This is a genomic window from Bowmanella dokdonensis, from assembly GCF_017254865.1.
In the GTDB taxonomy this organism is placed as follows: domain Bacteria; phylum Pseudomonadota; class Gammaproteobacteria; order Enterobacterales; family Alteromonadaceae; genus Bowmanella; species Bowmanella dokdonensis.
In genome coordinates this window covers 1-19,671 of record NZ_JAFKCV010000004.1, presented here as the reverse complement: position 1 = coordinate 19,671, position 19,671 = coordinate 1, and the positions used below count along the sequence as shown (strand labels likewise).

Genomic DNA, 19,671 nt, shown 5'->3' with positions numbered 1-19,671 from the left:
TACCTGACAAAGTTAATGGTTTTACTCTTGGTTAACCAACCGCACTTCGTTGCCCCGACAACAATTTCTTAACGCATTTGTTGCACATGAGGCTGGCTGATGATAAAAATGTAAGCGCTTTCATGAATGTTAAACCTTTGTTAGGGACGGGTCAACGGAAACTGCCACCCTTCACTGACCGGCAACTTGGCGAACCACACTATGTTAAAATCTTCCCACAGCACGCAGTCGCAACAGGCCTCTGCCAACTATCTGGCTGCTCTGGTGTCACTGACCACCCTGTTTTTTATCTGGGGCTTTATCACGGCCCTGAATGACATACTGATTCCGCATCTCAAAGGCGTATTCAATCTCAGCTATACCCAGGCCATGCTGGTGCAGTTCTGCTTCTTCGGCGCCTATTTTCTGATTTCCGTGCCGGCCGGTCGGTTGGTGGACAAGACCGGCTTCCAGAAAGGCATTGGCGTAGGCTTGCTGACCGCGGCACTGGGCTGCCTGCTGTTTGTACCCTCGGCAATTTACCAGGCTTACTGGATGTTTCTGGCGGCCCTGTTCATCCTCGCCGCCGGCATTACCATACTGCAGGTGGCCGCCAACCCGCTGGTCACCCTGCTGGGTGCCCCGCAGACCGCTTCCAGCCGCCTGACCATGACTCAGGCGTTCAACTCCCTGGGGACGACAGTAGCGCCCATTATTGGCGGACTGTTGATATTCTCCCATGCCGCAGGTAGCAGCCAGTCCGCCGACAGCGTCATTGCGCCTTACATCGGCCTGGCACTGGTGCTGCTGGGTCTGGCAGTCTTTTTCGTCAAGTTGCGCCTGCCTGTGCCGGTTCTGGAGCCGGTTGAACACCCGGTCACCCATGCGCCCAGTGCTTCTTTGATGAAACATCCCCATCTCATCCTCGGCGCCATCGGCATCTTTGTTTACGTGGGTGCGGAGGTTTCCATCGGCAGCTTTCTGGTCAACTTCCTCGGCGAAGACTACGTGATGGGGATGAGTGAAGGGCAGGCCTCCATCTACATCGCCTATTACTGGGGTGGCGCCATGGTGGGTCGTTTTATCGGCGCCCTGGTGATGCAGAAAGTCTCTGCCGGCAAGTTGCTGGCTTTCAACAGCCTCGCCTCCATGCTGCTGATCCTGACGGCGGTGTTGTCCAGCGGCAGTCTGGCCATGTGGAGTATCCTGGCGGTAGGCCTGTGCAACTCCATCATGTTCCCCACTATTTTCAGCCTGGCCCTGGCCGGCATTGGTCAGGATACCAGCCGTGGCTCGGGTTTGTTGTGCCTTGCCATAGTGGGTGGCGCCCTGGTCCCCTTGTTTCAGGGTATGCTCGCCGACAACCTGGGATTACAGCTGTCGTTCCTGCTGCCGCTGGTCTGCTATCTCTATATCGCCTTCTACGGATTGACGGGCAGCAGGCTCAGGAAGCAGTCCGATGGCAGTCTGCAGCCACAGGAGGCGGTACAGTGAACAACAGCAAAACCTTATTCACGCTGAGCAAGGTATCTGTCCTGATGTTGCTGGGTGCCCTGACAAGCGGCTGCAACAACCCAAATGCGGATCCCATAGAGCCGGCAAGTGAATCGTCCCGGGTACCGGACTACTGGCCACAAATAAACCCTGAGATACCTGCCAATCCGGTTATTGAACAGCGCGTTGGAGCACTGCTGCAGAATATGACGCTGGAGCAGAAAGTCGCCCAGATTATCCAGCCGGAAATCAGGGATATCACAGTTGAGGACATGCGCCGGTATGGATTTGGGTCCTACCTCAATGGCGGCGGGGCCTTTCCCAATAATGACAAGCATGCCAGCGTTGAGGATTGGGTCAACCTGGCCGAAACCATGTATCAGGCTTCCGTCGACGACAGTCTGGACGGAAGCGCCATTCCCACCATGTGGGGCACCGATGCCGTGCATGGGCACAATAACGTCATCGGCGCCACGTTATTCCCGCACAATATCGGGCTGGGGGCCACCAACAATCCTGAGTTGATCCAGCAGATTGCCAAGGCCACTGCCACCGAGGTGGCGGCCACCGGCATTGACTGGATTTTTGCCCCCACAGTGGCAGTCACCCGGGACGACAGATGGGGCCGCACTTATGAGGCCTATTCGGAAGACCCGGATATTGTGCGCAATTATGCCTATGCCATCGTCAGGGGCCTGCAGGGGGAAGGGGATGATTTCCTCTCCCAGCAGCGGGTCATCAGCACGGTTAAACACTTTGTCGGCGACGGGGGTACTCAAGGCGGTGACGATCAGGGCAATAACCTGGCCACTGAAGAGGCGCTGTTCAGTATCCACGCCCAGGGCTATGTGGGTGGTCTGACCGCTGGTGCCCAGTCAGTGATGGCGTCCTTTAATAGCTGGCATGGCAAAAAGATACACGGTAGTGAGTACCTGCTTACCGATATACTGAAAGAACGCATGGGCTTCGACGGCTTTGTGGTGGGCGACTGGAACGGCCACGGCCAGGTGGCTGGATGCAGCAATGAAAGTTGCCCCCAGGCTTTCAATGCCGGCCTCGATGTGTTCATGGTGCCAACCCAGGCCTGGAAGCCGTTGATGGAGAACACCCTGGCTCAGGTCAAATCCGGGCAAATTCCTCTTGCCCGGCTGGATGATGCAGTCAGCCGGGTGCTGCGTGTCAAACTGCGCGCCGGCCTGTTTGACAAGCCCTCCCCGGCTAATCGGTTGCTGGCCGCCAATAAGAGCCTGATTGGTCATGCGGACCACCGGGCCATCGCCCGCCAGGCGGTCAGGGAATCTCTGGTGCTGCTGAAGAACAAAGACCAGTTGCTGCCACTTTACCCCAAGCTTAACGTGCTGGTGGCCGGTGACGGTGCAGACAATATTGGCAAGCAATCCGGTGGCTGGACCGTTACCTGGCAAGGCACCGGTAATACCAATGCGGATTTCCCAGGTGGCACCTCCATCTATGAAGGTATCAAAGCAAGAGTCGAAGCAGTGGAAGGCAAGGTGGAGCTCTCAATTGACGGGAACTTCCAGAACAAGCCTGATGTTGCCATCGTGGTATTTGGTGAGGAGCCCTATGCTGAAGGGGTTGGGGATCTGGCTAACCTGGAATATCAGCGGGGTAATAAGGCCGATCTGGCTTTGCTGAAAAAGCTTAAATCACAGGGGATCCCGGTAGTCTCAGTGTTCTTAAGCGGCCGTCCCTTGTGGGTGAATCCCGAGCTTAACGCCTCCGATGCCTTTGTGGCGGCCTGGCTGCCGGGCTCTGAAGGACAGGGGGTGGCCGATGTGCTGTTCAGCAAGCCCGATGGGACAATCAACTATGATTTTACCGGCAAGCTGTCTTTCTCCTGGCCCGCCTCTCCCGGCCAGACCCTGGTCAATATCGGCGATGAGGACTACCAGCCCCTGTTGCCTTATGGCTTTGGGCTGAGCTACGGACAAGAAAATGTGCTTGGTGACAATCTGAATGAGGAAGTGCAACGGACTCACGATGACCTGCCGCCCTTGGTCCTGTTCGAAAACAGCATCAAAGCTCCGTGGCAACTGCAGATCGGTGCGGTTGGTGCCACTCAGATTGTCACCAGCAGTGTTCAGCAGGTTGGCCCTGTGTCCCTGCGCACCCTGGACAGGCATATTCAGGAAGATGCCCGTCAGCTGACTTTTGATGGTACCGAGCCGGGTCAGGTAACCATTGGCGCAAGCTTCCCTGTGGACATGCGCAATTATCAGGAGGCCAACGCCCAACTGACCCTGGATGTAAGAGTGCAGCAGGCCTTTAGCGGCGAGGTCACCCTGGCCATGTCCTGTGGCCCTGACTGTCAGAGTGAAGCCAGTCTGAGGGAGACGCTGCAGCTGCTGCCACTGAACGAGTGGCAGACCATATCGGTATCCCTTGACTGCTTTGACTCACAGCACCTGGCGCAGATGTATGCTCCTTTTGTGCTGACCAGCAGCGGCGAAGGTCAACTCAGTCTGGCCAATATTCGCCTGCTCCCACACCCGCAGAGCCCGGCATCGGTCACCTGCGATAGCAACTAAGCCCACTGCAGTGGCAGGCACGGCCTGCCACTGCAGATATTGATTGCCCCACTTTTTTTATTACCCAAAGGTCACACAAGACCGATTTGACTGGAATACTTAACAGTTGGATATAGCGATACCGCCGGGCCACAAACCTTTGCAGAAAGGCGCTAATCTCTGGTCTGATATCTGTGCTGAAAGGAGGTTAGTTAACCTGAAGAGATTTGGTTACTGATGAGGTCATGTACGACAGTCTGGTTCAGACAAGGAGCGGACATTCAACGCCTGCAACACTGGTAAAATTGGAGTGCAACGGAGATTTTATCCGCGTGATTGCATTTGTTATGTGCCGTTGCCACTACTATGAATCCAAGTTAACTGTGTTAACTTTAATACCATGTTTTTTCGCATGGTAGCTTAAAATTTTCACAACACGATCGTGCGACATCCCAAGAAGGCTTGTTTGGATTTCATAACTACGTCCGCGCAAGAGTCTGGCCCTCCAACCTTTACTATACCACCAGTTTTTATCCTGTTTTCTGTTCCTAAGATTGATTGAAATCACTTTGCGTTTACTTTTGAAAGGCCACCTACCTACAGAAAGGCCTGTGATGTTCGATATTGACGATATCTGTTCGTAGGGAATAAAGCCGATAGAAAAAGGTGACGTTTTTTCAAATATTCCCTCTAAACCCAGCTCAACGCCTTTATTTCTGCTGAATAAAAAGATTAGTAACGAAAGAAGAATTAAAGCTATTAATGGGATCAGTGGAATAAAAAAAAGATATGCCATTAATGGATGGAAGCGATCTGCGTTTAGTTCAAGTTCAGAGTATGGCATCGATATGATCTTGATCGCCATATATTCAAAACCGACTAAAAAAACTAAGGCTAATATATATTTTAAGTACGATAACTTAATGATATGGGGTTGCGACTCTATATTAGTCATATCATTTCACTTGAGGCACATAACAGTTAAATGATGCGGACCCTATGAACCGCATATTATTTTTTATATGTATTCAAAGCCAGGCTCCAATCCAGAGGGCTAGGATGCTGGAGGTGATGAGTACGAAGTAGAAAATATGATGCCAGTTCTTCCTTTTATTCTCTTTGTAGTATTGAATCATCTCTTCCACATCAGCCTGAGAAAACCAGCTATTACACTTGTAGCACTTTCTGGTGCCACGTTTCACATAGGTGCCGCAGGTTAAGCACTTAAACTTGTACTTAAGCCGTTCTTCGTCCCAATAAGGGTAACTTTCCTTCATCTGCTCACAGACATATAACAGTTAAATGATGCGGACCCTATGAACCGCATATTATTTTTTAGCAGGTGGATTAAATGGAAGTATAAAGTAACGCAGCATTGCCCAGATAAAAGTGACTGGATTAACCCATGAATAATTTGCTGCATGTTCCAATACTTCCTTGATTATTTCTTTTGGTATTCGTTTATCGAATGCTGCCACCTCAACTTCAACGAACGGTGTTTCGACGATAAATCGATGACCTTTGTACTCGAAAAATGCTTCAAAATCATCGGTCATACCCCATGATTTTTTTGCTAGCACTTTTACACCATTAAGCCTTTCTATATGAGCGACCATAGATATTGGAGAAAAAAATTGGCCTTTTACAGTAAAGCCATCTTTTGTATGGTACCACTCGATTTCTTTCATATTAAAATGCTAACGCCCGCCACACACGCGAGCAACTTGTTGCGAGTCGAGCGCCGACGGCGCGTTGTGCTGGCGATTGTTAGCAGCGATTGCTGATAAGGCCATATTGCGTTTCAAATAATTCAACGAGTTGATTTAACTCTGCGCTTTGCGGAGCTGGATTTACCATTTCAATATTTTGCACTTTCTTACATTCATCATCTTCAAATTGCAAAGCTAAACTGAAGCCCCCGTTGCTCCAAAAAGAACTGTTACTTGTAAAGCTGTGATATTCCCATGCACCGCCGATATCTCGGCATTTCAGGGTTTCCCATATAAGCTTTTCAATGCTCTTAGAGCTTTCAAAATTGGCCCATCCGTCTTCGGGTATTATTGAAATTCTCACGTTTGAACCTTTTCCTGCTAACAGTTAAATGATGCGGACCCTATGAACCGCATATTATTTTTTATCATTGAGGTGTACCTTCTGCCATCCCTAGTTCTTCCTGCGCTGGCATCACTTTCATTTTTTTGCGAACCTATTTATATGCGAACTAGGGTTCGCATATAAATACATCACTATTGGCATATTACAGCTTTTAGCTGCCAAGTCATACACTTAGGAGTTCGCAAAACATGGAACACAAAAAAAATACGAATCGCTGAGACTGGACAGAACCTTATTAACCGTGTCTCGTTTGCCGTTAACAGACTGGGCTACAGTAAACGAACTGAGCAAACCTACCGTTACTGGATAAAGTATTTCCTCAACTATAGCCGCGCGACGCCTACTCCAGACCTTTGCACCGAGCACATCAACAAGTTCCTCCTACACATCTCCAATCGAAATAAATCAGCTACAACAGTCAACGCCGCCATCAACTCGATTAACTTCTTCTTCAAGCACGTTTTGGAACGTGATATGGGTCAGCTCGACCCGATTCATCGCCCCAAAACACCGACGAACTTACCTGTGGTTTTTACCCATCAGGAAGCCATGAAGATATTACGCGCCATGCACGGAACCCACCGTCTGATGGCATCCCTGCTATATGGCTCAGGCCTTCGCGTGAGTGAGTGCGTCAAACTGAGAGTTAAAGATGTGGATGTAAGTCTACGAACTATCCATGTGAAGTGCTCAAAAGGTAAGAAAGACCGTATCACGCTCCTTCCTGAGAAGCTTACCCGGCCGCTTTCTCAACAAATCGAATGGAGAAAATCTCTCCACGACTATGACTTGAGTCAAGGGAAGGGGTATGTGGAATTACCTAATTCTCTAAGGAAGAAATACCCTGCCGCGGAACGAGCGTTTGGTTGGCAATATCTCTTTCCTTCTGCCATCTCAAAGATAGATAAAACCTTTAACGTAGAGCGTCGCTGGTATACATCGACTCGAACCTTACAAAAGGCGGTAAAAAAAGCCATTGAGGTGGCTGGTGTGCATAAACACGGCGGTTGTCACACCTTTCGTCATACCTTTGCCACAGAGTTGTTAAGAGCCGGATACGATATCCGGACTATTCAGGAGTTGCTGGGACATAGCTCTGTCCAAACCACACAGATATACACGCATGTTGTGAAGCAAGGTCCGTATGAAGTGAGCAGTCCTCTGGATTAAAATTCAGCTCGCCAATGTTTGCAGTCACTGGATCCGCAACTATTCACTGGCTGCAGTTTCCTCCTTTCTGGACCTGGCTACTAGCGATGCCGAAGGGCAGCTTTACGTACAAAGTTGCCATTCAAAATCTCCCGCCTGGATGGCACAAACCGGCACAGGACGATCAGAATTATTCAAGATCTATCAAAGAGAGTCTCATGCGGCGTTGAGCCTGCTTCACTTTACAGCCGCAGAGGCTGTCAGCTTCAGTAATCCCTTGCCGCGGGACAGATATAAAAAAAGCCGCTCAGAGAGCGGCTTAAACCTGTCCAAGGGAAGATTAGTTGTCGCCCATGGTGTATCTGACACCAATGGCATACCTGGGACCGTATTGCGCGGCACTTAGGAACTGCCTTTCGAACCGGCCAAAGCTGCGCTCGGTCTCATTGGTGAGGTTAATGCCTTCGAAGAATACGGTCAGATTTTCGTTAATGTCGTAGTTAACGCTTAAATCCCACTGCAGGTATTCTTCAACATAATTGGGCGGCCCATCGGTTGTATCGGGCTGGCCCTGGCCTGACAGGTACTCGTCCCGCCATGCGGCCGTTAACCGGACGGAGAGTCCATCTTTCTCGTAAAAGCCCTGCCAGTTGGCCGAGTTACTCAGACCGGGCAGAATCGCCTGTGCGGCCAGTACGAAATTATCGTACTCCACATCACCGTCCACCAGCGTGGCGTTTATTCCCGTACCGAAACCACTGTCCCCAAACACGTGCTGAACTGCAAACTCCAAGCCGTTCACTTTTCTGGCACCGACGTTCTCAGGAGAGTTTATCGTCCACTGGATCAGGGGATCGGTGGCCGGATCCGGCAGGACCCGATTGTTTTCACCTATGCCCACCCCGTTGGCCACTATCTCATTGTAAATGGCTGCATCGGTAGCCTGCTCGCCACGTGCTTGTATGGCCGCAACCGCATCATTCCAGCGCTGGCCCTGATAAACGTCGTGCAAGCCTTCGAATGTGGTAGTGACTTGCGAGTTATCGATCCAGTCGTCCACGTCTTTCCAGAATAAACCAATTGCTGCATAACTCGCCTCGTCATAGTAGTACTCAAGGGAGAGATCCAGATTGGTTGACTCAAAGGGTTTCAGGTTTGGATTACCGCGGCTGCCACTTCTGGCACCAATCTTAGGCGACGGCGTCAGACTCAGATTGCCAAGCATTTGCTCCAGGGTGGGTCGGGTAATAGTTTTGCCCGCAGAGAATCGTCCAACCAGGTCATCGGTAATATCCACTTTCACGTCAAACATGGGCAGCAGTAAGTCATAGTTACCGGTGAACTCGACTTCGACCAGTTCCCCCCCGCTGGCGAACTGAGTAAGCCACTCTGAGCCCCCGGCCCAGTAAACATACTCGGGCACGCGACTCTTGGCCGGGCTGAGAATGTCGGTTTCCTCGTAACGCAAACCGAGGTTCACATCCACATAGTAGCCTTTGACTTCAAATTCCCACTCAGTCGAAACATAGAGGCTGAGGGTTTCTTCCTCGATACGGTTAACGGGGAAATTTTCTGGCCCGAACGTGCCAACCTCGTAGGCATCGGCGCCCAGCACATCCTCTGTGAGGAAGGCCATTTGCCGGATGATGGCTTCATCGATATCAAAGGTATAGGCATACCCGGGCGAGATCCCTTCCGGTCCGAAGGCAAATTCATCCAGGAAATCACTCAAATCCACCCGCTCGAACATGCTGTCCGGGAAGATTTCGGCAAAGGTGCCGTTGTTAAATCCCGGTGCGTTGGCATTGTTGGAACCACCCCATTCACTCAGTGATTGCTCGGTGTAAGCCGCACCGAAGGAAACCCCCACCAGGCCGTAACCTAGGTCGGGCAACCAGTCCCCGTCAAACTGGTACTGAGTGACTTCTGATTCACCCGGCGTGCGGGTGAAGATGCTGAAGTTTGAGCCAATCTGACTGGGGCCCAGTTCATTAGTGCCGTTTTGCCACCTGATGTTGTAGCCCGGGATCTCGCCCTCGCGGAAAAAATACTCCTTCGATGACAGGGCGGCCGAGCCCAGGATGACCCGGGCCTGTGCGCCTAACCCCTCATCCATGCCGTTGTCGGTGGTGGTTTTGGACGTATGTGCATCAAAGCTGAAGCTCAATGTATCAGAGAAGGCCCATGCCACATTCAGGCCAGTGGCCTTAGAATCGACTTCGTTGGTTTCCCGAAAGCCCGTAAACGAACCGTCATCACCGGACGAGTTGTAGTAAATGGCCGTGCCGTTCTCATCCAGCTCATAGGCATTGGCGTTCCCGCCGAAGGAACCGTTCCAAACCCCCCAGGACAGGGAGTTATTGCCGGTTACTGCATTGGATATGGTGTGATCCAGGGTGAAGATCACATCGTCCGTTGCCGCAAACTGGAAAGTCACCTGACCATTTGTGCGCTCCCGCTGAATGTCATCCCGGGCAAAGCTGATTTCCTGAGGAAAGAAGGTTGCGGTAACAGGCTGCAGGTCGCCGTTGGCATCAGGCGCCCAGAAACGCGGGATCACCTCACCGTTGGCATCCACTGGCCGACCATCCACAATATCCGCTTCGTCTACGGTTAAAGAGGGGTTTAACTGCCAGGAGCGGACATTGGCCGACTGCCGCTGGAAGTCTCTGCGGTGATAGGAGAAGTTAGCCGTGACACCAAAACGGTCATCCATAAAGGTATTGCTGTAAATGCCCGCAAGTTCTGGTGTGACGTCTTCACCGGCTTCGTTGGAGGAGTCATGCAGCCCCTTCGCCATAAAGGAGTAGCGCTCTCCGGGGTTTTGAAAGGGTTTAGCCGTGACAATATTAACCGTCGCACCCAGACCGCCTGTTGGCACATCTGCACGGGCTGTCTTGTATATCTCTAATGCACTGACGCCTTCAGATGACAAGTTTTCAAAGTTAAACGAACGTGAGAATCCGGTTCCGGCCATCTGACGCCCATTGAGCGTGACCAGGTTGAAATCCGGACCAAATCCCCGCACGGTAATCTGACTGCCTTCCCCGTTCGCCCGACTCACCGATACCCCGGTAATGCGCTGCAGAGACTCAGCCAGGTTAGTATCAGGGAATTTACCCATTTCCTCAGCGGATATGGCGTCCACAACACCTGATGAGTCTCGTTTAATATCCATGGCTCGCATCAGGCTGCCACGGATACCGCTGACCTGAATGACCTCGACATCACCCTGTGCACCCGCTTCGCTGTCCTGCGCCAAAGCACTTTGACCCATCCCCGTACCGAGTAGCACTGAAACCGCGATGGCCAGACGGGTCTTGTTGAAATTGTTCTGTTTCATGACTGCCCTACTTATTTAAATCTGTTGTCTGTGGCGGGGGCAGAGGTTGCCCCCGGTACAATGTGTCAGAGGATCCTCAGGGACGCGCGATCACCGCATTGTCCAGTCGGTATACTGCGCCCTCGCCAGTTCCCCAGGCAGGGAAGACCATCACCACATCGATTGCGCTGATATCCAATCCCGCATCAAACAAATCCTGCAGGCTGTAGGTGTAGGTCTGCCATTGTCCGACCGACGGCGCCTGCCCTTCCTGGGAATCAGACAAATTCAGCTCTACTGCAGTCGCGGCATCACCGGATTCAATTTTGAATTTCCACACAGCATCCGGGTTGTCCGGGGCAGAGACCACTTTCATCTCAAACCTGACCACCCCATCGGCCAACAGTGCAGAGGCATCGAAATAGACCCCATCTTCGGCCAGGAAACCCATTACCGTTGGTGCGCTGCCGATGACGTACTGGGCGACCGTGCCATGGGCGTCGTCATCCTGTTCTTCGGTCGGTGTGCTACCACCACAGCAGTCCCAGATTGACCACTGATCGGCCACCGTATCTTTAAACAGGGTCAGGCTGTCACCGGCCGGCGCGCCGCTGTCAGGGTGGAAGATTTTGACGTTATCCACACGATACACAGCCCCTTCGCCTGCCCCCCAGGCCGGGAAAATCATCAGCACATCGATGGCTGACACATCCAGGCCCGCGTCGGCCAAGTCCGAGATCTTAAAGCTGTATGTCTGCCACTGGCCGGCCACCGGCGCCTGCCCTTCTTCACTTTCAGTCAGGTTCAGCTCGACGGCCGAAGCGGCATTGTCGGCTTCCACTTTAAACAACCAGGCTGCATCGGGATTGTTGGGCATGCTGACCACTTTCATCTCGAATTGGATCAAGCCGCCATCCAGCAGTGGAGTGGCATCGAAAGGCTCGTCACTGCCGCCATTGGCGCTGCGGGTGATAAAGCCCATCACAGTGGGAGATGCACCGATCCGGAATTCAGCCACCAAATCATGTTCCGCGTCATCCATCTCCTCAGTGGGCACCGAACCGCCACAGCAATCCCACATGGGCCAGGCCGGATTCATTCCCTCTTCGAAAATTACCAGTTCAGGCAGGCTGATTCCGTCCTGTGCAATTTGGGCATTATCGACCCGGTAAACCGCACCCTCACCTGATCCCCAGGCCGGGAAAATCATGATCACGTCAATGGCCGAGACATCCAGACCGGCGTCAGCCAGCATCTGCAGCGGGAAAGTGTAGGTCTGCCACTGACCGGGCACAGGATCGACGCCCTCTGAGCTGGTATTCAGGGGTATTTCCACTGCGGTGCTGGCACCCACGCTCTCCACTTTGAACAACCAGGCCGCATCCGGATTATTGGGTGCCGATACCACCCGCATATCAAAGCTGATGGCGCCATTTTCAATGATTGGCGAAGCGTCAAACGGCTTAGGCTGTCCAGATGGGTCAGTAATAAATTCTGCACGACTGATAAAGCCATTGACCGTAGGTGCAGCACCTACAGTAAACTCCATCACGTCGCCACGCTCATCATCGGCCACTAAACTCGGCGTGGAGCCGCCACAGCAATCCCAGGCAGGCCAGTTGGGGTTAACACTGCCATCGAAGATCGTCAGGTTTTGCGGGATGCCCGAAGAGGGGGGAGAAGGAATAGGCGCAGCACCTTCAACCAGAGCATCGTCTTTGCTGTCATAACCAGGGCGTACTGTTTCGCAGCCTTTCCCTGTGACAGGATCCAGGGCACATTCGTAGACCCTGACATAATCAATAATATAGCTCTGTCCATCGGCAAACGCTCCGGCGTCAATGCCCAGGGTGTTGACGTTTTCGGGCCAGTCACCGCCCACGGCCAGGTTCAGGATCAGGTAGAATTCCTGATCGAAAGGGGCGGTGTCCCAGTGGGTTTCCAACTCACCGCTGCCCTGACCGAAGTATTCTGCAAACCAACCCCGATGAGCCAGGCCAACCGGCTCACCTTTGCTGTTATAGCGCACTTTGGATTGACGCTGGGTGGCAAACAGGTAGTCGTCCACATACCAGCGAATTTCACCTTCCTGCCATTCGATGGCGTAGGTATGAAAATCATCGGCAGGATTTTGTCCATCCGGCAGTTGGTAGGCCTTGCCAGAACTGGCATTGTTTGGCCACTCTTTGCCGTAATGCAGGGTGCCATGCACACTGGCTTCTGCCTGCCCTTCTGCTGTTGGGGCCTTGAGGTTGACCGCCTCCATAATGTCGATTTCGCCGGAGCGCGGCCAGCCGCCATAACGCTCATCGGTCGGCATCATCCAGAAGGCCGGCCAGCTGCCCTGACCGTAGGGAAGCTTGGCCCGCATCTCTATCCGACCATATTTGAAGTCGGCCTTGTAGCGGGTATTCAGTCTGGCAGATGTATAGGGCTTTTCCGCTCCCTCTTCGGCCGGCAGAGCGACGATATTGAGCATGCCGTCGCTAGTAAAGGCATTGTCTTCGCTGTCGGTGTAGCACTGCTTTTCGTTGTTACCGCCACCGGCACAGTTGACCTCGAAGGTCCAATTATCGGTATCGATACCGGCGCCGTCGAATTCGTCGCTCCAAACCATCTCCCAGCTACTGACCGGCAGGGTGGGATCGACCTTGTCCAGATCGGTATTCGTCGTGGCACTTTCACCACATCCCAATAAAGCCGCCACCGAGAAGGTGGCCGCCAAACGGGACAGTATTGTCGCTGTTGTCTTCATGTATTCAGCCCTAATGCAGACATGGATTCTTAGTCGGGATCTGACTGGTTAATCAGCCGTAAGCGCTTACAAATAAAACGAAACAGACATGAAAGCGCTTACATAGATTATGTTAACGGACTTATCTCGTCAATAACCGGCGCAAAACTTTATTACAAACTATTTACAAACAAGGCTGTAAAAGCGTTGGAAGCCCCGACTTTAAAGCAACACAGAACACTCTGTGAGCATGTCGCCGGTCATCGCTGGCTTTTTCCTCCCCACACATGAAACACATTTAGGTATAGCCGCTCAACCTTTTCCCTTGCCCAGGGGGTGCGGCGCAGAAATTTCAGACTGGATTTAATAGAGGGGTCATGAGTAAAACAGCGGATATCCACGGCCCGTCCCATCTCCTGCCATCCCAGGCGTTGTTCCAGCCTGACCAGCATTTGCTCCAGGGTAATCCCGTGTAACGGATTATTGGCTTGCGAATCCATGGCACAACTCTTAGAAAAAGCCCATTTTAACAGAGCCGGTTTGTCTTTTGCGACGGCTGGCCTGAAATATCGGCTCATACATATTTACAATTGGCTAACGCCTTTTGTTTTCCGCTTAGGTATGATACGCGCACAAAAGAATTAAATGACCGGTAGAGACGATGAAACAGAAATGGATAAAAGTAGCATTGCCCCTGGCAGTACTGGGCCTGGGCGTGGCAGGCATGGCTGCCATCAACGCGACCACCAATGAAAAAGCAGAACAGGAGGTGGTGGACACCCGCCCGACTGTAAGAGTCAATGAAATATCGGCTCAGGACTACCAGGTTGTGATCAATACTTATGGGGAAGTGGCGCCCCTGGAGAGAACCCAACTGGCCGCCTTGGTATCAGGCGAGGTGGTAGCCTGGCATCCGGACTTTTTGCCCGGCGGGCTGGTCAAGCGGGGAACAGTGCTGTTTAGTATCGACAAGGAAAAATATGAAGCTGCCCTGCTTCAGGCCGAAGCCGAACTGAAACAGGCCAACGCCCAGTTGATAGAGGAACGGGCTCGGGCAGAAGTGGCCAGGAGCGAGGCCAGAAGCCTGCCGGACAGCAAGGTTACTGACCTCTACCTGCGCAAGCCCCAGGTGCTCAGCGCCGAAGCTGCGGTCAAATCGGCAGAAGCCAGGTTAAAAATCGCCAAACGCGACCTGCAGTACTGTGAGGTCAGGGCCCCTTATGATGCATTGGTCATCTCCAGAGAACTGGGTCAGGGGCAGTACGTCAGTGTCGGTACCCAGGTTGCTGAGCTTTACAATATCGAGACTGCAGAAATCCTGCTGCCCATCGCCGGCTTTGACAGCGCCTTTCTGCCCGCCGATCTGGAAGGCAACGAAGCCACTATTACCAGTCGCGGGGTGCAGTCTGTCAGTCGCCAGGCAGTGATTCACAGGGATCTGGGCGTGGTCGATGTGGAAACCCGCATGAGCCAGATAGTCGCCCGCATCAAAGACCCTTACAGCCTGAATACGGATGCCCCCAAGTTCAAGTTTGGCAGTTATGTTGAAGTCACCCTGCCTGGCCGCACCCTGAATGAGGTGTATAGGCTGCCCCAGGAACTGGTGACCAATCGCACGGTATGGGTGGTGGATCAGGACAACCAACTGGCTGCCAGGAAAGTGGAAGTGCTGCGTGAGGAAGGGGAGTACTTTTTAATCGGCGACGGCCTGTCCAACGGCGATCAGGTGGTGATGACCCTCCCCGAATATCCACAAAAAGGGATGAAAGTTAAACTGGCTAGCGAAGCGAAGAATGCCGGTCAGGCAGAAACGGATGAACTGGTCGCCCAGGCCAGTCGTTAAGGAGCCCGCATGTCAACTCAAGAGCAGAAACAAACGGGCCTGATCGCATTTTTCGCCCATAACTCGGTAGCGGCCAACCTGATGATGTTGTTTATCATCGTCATGGGTATTGTCAGTTATTTCACCATACAGCGGCAGATGTTTCCCAATGTGGAAATCAACTATATCGAAATTGAAGCCAATTACCGCGGCGCATCCCCGCAGGAGATAGAAGAAGGCATTCTGATCAAGATTGAAGAAGCCATCAAGGACATTACCGAGATTAAGAAAACCGTGTCCCGTGCCTTTCGCAATTACGGACGGGTGACACTGGAAATACGTACGGACAAGAAACTGACCGATGTGTTGGACAAGGTGAAACTGCGGGTGGACAGTATCGCCACCTTTCCCGCCGACATGGAGCCGGTTACCGTTTCACAGATAGAATTCCGCCAGGATGTCATTGAGATGGCCGTGGTGGGTGATCTGCCGTTGACTGAGCTTAAGAGCATTGCCAATCAGGTGGAGAAGGAGATGCTCCATTTGGGTAATGTGTCTTTGGTGAATGTGGACAGCCCGGATGATGAAATCGCCATCGAAATCCAGCCGGAAATGCTGCGCAAGTACAATCTGACACTGGCGGAGGTGTCCCAGGCCATTCGCCGCTACTCGGCGAATATCTCGGCCGGTCAGTTGCGCACCGAGTCGGGTATCATCTCTGTGCGGGTCGAGAATCAGCGTTACAGCGGTGAGCAGTTCCGCCAGATCCCGGTGAAGATTGGTCCCAGCGGTGCCAAGGTATTGCTCAGAGACGTGGCCACCATCCAGGACGAATTTGTCGAGGGTGAGCGCTACTTCAAATATTCCGGCGAGAACGCCATCTTTATGTCCGTCAAGGCCACCCGGGATCAGAACATGGTGCCGGTCGCCCAGTCAGTCAAAGACTATATAGATCATCGCAACAAGAGCCTGCCACAGGGTGTGGAGATGAAAATTCTGGTGGATATGACCTACTACCTGAATGCCCGCCTTGACATGATGCTGAGTAACCTGTTCCAGGGCTCCATACTGGTGGCGCTGATGCTGACCCTGTTTCTGCGCTTCCGTCTGGCCTTCTGGGTCATGGTAGGCCTGCCGGTCTGTTTTCTTGGCGCGGTGATGATGATGCCGGTGTTCGGTATCAGCATCAATATTCTCTCCCTGTTTGCCTTTATTATGGTGCTGGGGATAGTGGTGGACGATGCCATTGTCATAGGGGAAAGCGCCTATACGGAAATTGAGAAGAGCGGCCATGGAGTGGAGAATGTGATTAAAGGGGCCAAACGGGTGGCCACCCCGGCTACCTTTGGCGTACTGACCACCATTGCCGTCTTCGCGCCTTTTACCTTCAGTAGCGGACCGGAAGGGACCTTCTTCTATATCATAGCCGTGGTTGTGATTCTCTGCCTGACCTTCAGTCTCATTGAGTCCAAGCTGATCCTGCCGGCGCACATTGCTCATATCAACTTTCACCCGGTCAAGGAAGACAGCTGGCGTGCCAGGTTCAATCGCCGCTTCTTCGGTTTCGTCAACGGCCCCTACAAGAACTTTGTCACCCGCTGTACCCAAAACCGCTGGCTGGTATTGTGCAGCTTTATTGCCATTCTGCTGATCAGTTTTGCCCTGATCTCAGCAGGCCATGTACGCACTGTCCCCACCCCCAAGGTCCCCCATGATTTCCCCAGCGTCAGTCTGGAAATGAATGAGACCGTGTCAGATCAGGCCACCATCGACGCCCTGAAGACTGTAGAAGCCGTTATCTGGGAAGTTGACCGGGAAATTGAGGCTGAGTTCGGCACGGGTATGGTTAAAGACCTGCTGGCCTTCAACCAGGGCCGGACCGAGGCCCGCATCGTGGTACCGTTGATAGATGAAGAACAACGCCCCTTCACCGCCTTTGAGCTGGCCCGCCGCTGGCGGGAGAAAATTCCCGAAATCCCCGGCATGAAATCCTTCACCATCCAGGATGACGTGAACGGCGGTGGTGACGACGGCGAGTTCGGCTATCTGTTGTTCGGCTCGGACATCAAGACACTGAATGCCGCCGGCCGTGAATTTATCTCTATGCTGCAGGGGCAGGAGGGGCTGTACGATGTCAGCTCGACCATCGACCCGGCCAGCAAGGAAATCCAGTTGCAGCTTCTGCCTGTGGCTTATGACCTGGGACTGGATCTGACCAGTATTGCCAGCCAGATTGGCGCCAGCTTCTACGGCAGCGAGGCCCAGCGGGTCATTCGCGGCACAGAAGAGGTCAGGGTAATGGTGCGTTACCCGCGCCTGACCCGGGAGCGCTTTGCCGAGCTTAAATATGCAGTGATTACCACGCCTTCCGGAGAAGAAGTCATGCTGGGCGATGTGGTGACCCTGGATGAACAGCCAGGTATCAGCTATATCCGCCGTGAGGGAGGCTACCGCAGTGTCTATGTGTGGGGCGCCATCGACGAGGAAAAAGTCGAACCCAATGCGGTGGTGGAAACCATCGAGAAGACCCTGCTGCCTGAACTGAAGAACAAGTATCCCTCAGTGATGACCGAACTGGGCGGAGATATCGCCGAGCAGCAGGCCCAACAGAATGAACAGATGCTGTTCTTTATCGCCGGTATGATCATCGTCTATATACTGCTGGCGGTGCCACTGAAGAGCTATGGGCAGCCGATCATCATTATGTCGGTGATCCCGTTCAGCCTGACCGGCGCCATCTGGGGCCATTTCTTCTTCGGCCTGGATATGAGCATGATGTCGACCTTCGGCCTGATTGCTGCAGCAGGTGTGGTGATCAATGACAGCCTGGTGATGACAGATTACATTAACCAGCGCCGTGCAGAGGGCATACGCATTCAGGATGCGGTCATAGAAGCAGGCTGTGCCCGTTTCCGGGCCATTACCCTGACTTCCATCACCACCTTTGCCGGCGTACTGCCCATCATGTTTGAGACCAGCCTGCAGGCCAGATTTGTGATCCCCATGGCGGTAGCCCTGGGCTTTGCGGTACTCTATGCCACTCTGGTGACACTGCTGCTGGTGCCTTGCCTGTACCTGATTCTGGAAGATGCACGTAAGCCTTTTGCCTGGATAAAGACAAAGCTGGCCAGGAACTCGGACAAACCCACCATCGAAGGTGAGTCTAGCCGTGCATAACAAGTAAAGCCCCGGAAACGGGGCTTTTTATTGCCAGTCAGTTGGGATCAGGCGGTACTCCCCGCAGCCTTTCCAGCTCCCGGTTGGCCTCCTTCAACTGCTGTTCCACTTGCCGATGCGCTTCAACCATCTCATTGGCAACACAGGCCATGGAGCGGAATTCAGCAAAGCCCAGTTTTCGTTCATCCAAACGCTGACAGTAATCCCGCTTACAACGATAAAAGAACACAGTGACCTTTTCTAGCGTTCTAAGTCTCTATAAGTACTTCGGGCTGCCCAGCCCCTCGCAGAGCTCGGATCGTTCAAACGGGAAACAGCAAGACAGTTTGCTGTTCCTTATTCCGTTTTCACCCTGCCCTGCGCCCTTACGGGCCAGCCTCCGGCTGTTCAGCATGATTGCCTGGAGCAATCATCAACCGCTTTAGCGGGTCCGAAGGACGAACCACAGGGAGGTGGTGAGTAAATTCTTTCCGGAAGAATTAGTCGATGATTTTAGATACGACGCCCGCACTACGACCGCCAGGGATGGCGGAAGTGCAGTTTTTGCAGGAGCACCATGGCGTAGGGAACGCCAGGGAACAGCTTTAGCTGGCCTGCAGCGCAGGTTAACTACATGGAAGTAGTTCATAAAAAAACTGCCTGTACGAAAAAGGCCGCAGTGTGCGGCCTTTTTGCTTCAGCTTTGTGAAGAATCCAGATTAGTCAATAATCTTGGAAACAACACCGGCGCCAACGGTTCTACCACCTTCACGGATGGCGAAACGCAGACCTTCGTCCATCGCAATCGGCGCTATCAGCTCTACCTTGAACTTCAGGTTGTCGCCTGGCATTACCATCTCTACGCCTTCTGGCAGCTCTACTGAGCCGGTGACGTCAGTCGTACGGAAGTAGAACTGGGGACGGTAGCCTTTGAAGAATGGCGTGTGACGGCCACCTTCGTCTTTGCTCAGTACGTACACTTCGGCTTCGAACTTAGTGTGAGGGTTGATTGAACCTGGCTTGGCCAATACCTGTCCACGCTCAACTTCGTCACGCTTGGTACCACGCAGCAGCGCACCTACGTTCTCACCGGCACGGCCTTCGTCCAGCAGCTTGCGGAACATCTCTACACCAGTAACCGTCGTCGTAGTGGTCGGGTTGATACCCACGATTTCCACTGAGTCACCCGTCTTAACGATACCACGCTCTACACGGCCCGTTACCACGGTTCCACGACCAGAGATAGAGAATACGTCTTCGATTGGCAGCAGGAACGGCTTGTCGATGTCACGCTCTGGCTCTGGAATATAGGTATCCAGTGCTTCCCCAAGCTCGATGATTTTCTTTTCCCACTCGGCATCGCCTTCCAGCG

At 52.9% G+C, this 19,671-nt stretch carries 13 protein-coding genes; 5 read left to right on the top strand and 8 right to left on the bottom strand.

Annotation, left to right across the window (positions count from 1 at the left end; translation table 11 throughout):
- Nucleotides 1–201 precede the first annotated feature (201 nt).
- Nucleotides 202–1,473, top strand: a complete 1,272-nt coding sequence (locus J0A66_RS08270) for a sugar MFS transporter (protein WP_206573330.1) — start codon at nt 202–204, stop codon at nt 1,471–1,473.
- A 44-nt stretch (nt 1,474–1,517) separates the two neighbouring features.
- Nucleotides 1,518–4,022, top strand: coding sequence for a glycoside hydrolase family 3 protein (locus J0A66_RS08265; RefSeq protein ID WP_206573701.1), 2,505 nt, complete (start codon nt 1,518–1,520; stop codon nt 4,020–4,022).
- Between the two features lie 343 nt (nt 4,023–4,365).
- Here J0A66_RS08265 and J0A66_RS08260 read toward each other — a convergent pair whose 3' ends face one another.
- From J0A66_RS08260 to J0A66_RS08250, 3 genes are all read right to left on the bottom strand, one after another.
- Nucleotides 4,366–4,956, bottom strand: coding sequence for a hypothetical protein (locus J0A66_RS08260; RefSeq protein ID WP_206573329.1), 591 nt, complete (start codon nt 4,954–4,956; stop codon nt 4,366–4,368).
- A gap of 373 nt (nt 4,957–5,329) precedes the next feature.
- Nucleotides 5,330–5,689, bottom strand: coding sequence for a hypothetical protein (locus tag J0A66_RS08255; protein ID WP_206573328.1), 360 nt, complete (start codon nt 5,687–5,689; stop codon nt 5,330–5,332).
- A gap of 79 nt (nt 5,690–5,768) precedes the next feature.
- The gene (locus J0A66_RS08250) at nt 5,769–6,074 is read right to left on the bottom strand and encodes a hypothetical protein (RefSeq protein WP_206573327.1); all 306 of its coding nucleotides are present in this window, start codon (nt 6,072–6,074) and stop codon (nt 5,769–5,771) included.
- 165 nt (nt 6,075–6,239) lie between these two features.
- On the opposite strand from J0A66_RS08250, the gene J0A66_RS08245 reads away from it, so the two are divergent.
- Entirely contained in the window at nt 6,240–7,286 is a 1,047-nt protein-coding gene (locus J0A66_RS08245; protein WP_206573700.1) for an integron integrase, read from the top strand.
- A gap of 319 nt (nt 7,287–7,605) precedes the next feature.
- On the opposite strand, the gene J0A66_RS08240 is transcribed toward J0A66_RS08245, so the two are convergent.
- From J0A66_RS08240 to J0A66_RS08230, 3 genes are all read right to left on the bottom strand, one after another.
- Nucleotides 7,606–10,608: a TonB-dependent receptor gene (locus tag J0A66_RS08240; RefSeq protein WP_206573326.1), complete on the bottom strand. Its 3,003-nt coding sequence runs from the start codon at nt 10,606–10,608 to the stop codon at nt 7,606–7,608.
- Between the two features lie 76 nt (nt 10,609–10,684).
- On the bottom strand, nt 10,685–13,342 hold the full coding sequence (locus J0A66_RS08235) for a glycoside hydrolase family 16 protein (protein WP_206573325.1): 2,658 nt from the start codon (nt 13,340–13,342) through the stop codon (nt 10,685–10,687).
- A gap of 239 nt (nt 13,343–13,581) precedes the next feature.
- Nucleotides 13,582–13,821, bottom strand: coding sequence for a VF530 family protein (locus J0A66_RS08230; RefSeq protein ID WP_206573324.1), 240 nt, complete (start codon nt 13,819–13,821; stop codon nt 13,582–13,584).
- A gap of 161 nt (nt 13,822–13,982) precedes the next feature.
- Here J0A66_RS08230 and J0A66_RS08225 point away from each other — a divergent pair, with 161 nt between their 5' ends.
- Both J0A66_RS08225 and J0A66_RS08220 read left to right on the top strand, forming a co-directional pair.
- On the top strand, nt 13,983–15,164 hold the full coding sequence (locus J0A66_RS08225) for an efflux RND transporter periplasmic adaptor subunit (RefSeq protein ID WP_206573323.1): 1,182 nt from the start codon (nt 13,983–13,985) through the stop codon (nt 15,162–15,164).
- A gap of 9 nt (nt 15,165–15,173) precedes the next feature.
- Nucleotides 15,174–18,320, top strand: a complete 3,147-nt coding sequence (locus J0A66_RS08220; protein ID WP_206573322.1) for an efflux RND transporter permease subunit — start codon at nt 15,174–15,176, stop codon at nt 18,318–18,320.
- A gap of 37 nt (nt 18,321–18,357) precedes the next feature.
- On the opposite strand, the gene J0A66_RS08215 is transcribed toward J0A66_RS08220, so the two are convergent.
- Together J0A66_RS08215 and J0A66_RS08210 are read right to left on the bottom strand one after the other, a co-directional pair.
- A complete protein-coding gene (locus tag J0A66_RS08215) occupies nt 18,358–18,510 on the bottom strand; it encodes a hypothetical protein (RefSeq protein WP_206573321.1) in 153 nt (50 codons plus the stop codon).
- A 508-nt stretch (nt 18,511–19,018) separates the two neighbouring features.
- On the bottom strand, nt 19,019–19,671 hold a 653-nt coding region (locus J0A66_RS08210; protein WP_241264102.1), incomplete at its 5' end, for an EF-Tu C-terminal domain-related protein.

Excerpts from the sequence above, each read along its gene's own strand:
- J0A66_RS08270 (WP_206573330.1), top strand. The coding sequence starts at position 202 with ATGTTAAAATCTTCCCACAGCACGCAGTCGCAACAGGCCTCTGCCAAC.
- J0A66_RS08265 (WP_206573701.1), top strand. The coding sequence starts at position 1,518 with ATGTTGCTGGGTGCCCTGACAAGCGGCTGCAACAACCCAAATGCGGAT.
- J0A66_RS08260 (WP_206573329.1), bottom strand. The coding sequence starts at position 4,956 with ATGACTAATATAGAGTCGCAACCCCATATCATTAAGTTATCGTACTTA.
- J0A66_RS08255 (WP_206573328.1), bottom strand. The coding sequence starts at position 5,689 with ATGAAAGAAATCGAGTGGTACCATACAAAAGATGGCTTTACTGTAAAA.
- J0A66_RS08240 (WP_206573326.1), bottom strand. The coding sequence starts at position 10,608 with ATGAAACAGAACAATTTCAACAAGACCCGTCTGGCCATCGCGGTTTCA.
- J0A66_RS08235 (WP_206573325.1), bottom strand. The coding sequence starts at position 13,342 with ATGAAGACAACAGCGACAATACTGTCCCGTTTGGCGGCCACCTTCTCG.
- J0A66_RS08230 (WP_206573324.1), bottom strand. The coding sequence starts at position 13,821 with ATGGATTCGCAAGCCAATAATCCGTTACACGGGATTACCCTGGAGCAA.
- J0A66_RS08225 (WP_206573323.1), top strand. The coding sequence starts at position 13,983 with ATGAAACAGAAATGGATAAAAGTAGCATTGCCCCTGGCAGTACTGGGC.
- J0A66_RS08220 (WP_206573322.1), top strand. The coding sequence starts at position 15,174 with ATGTCAACTCAAGAGCAGAAACAAACGGGCCTGATCGCATTTTTCGCC.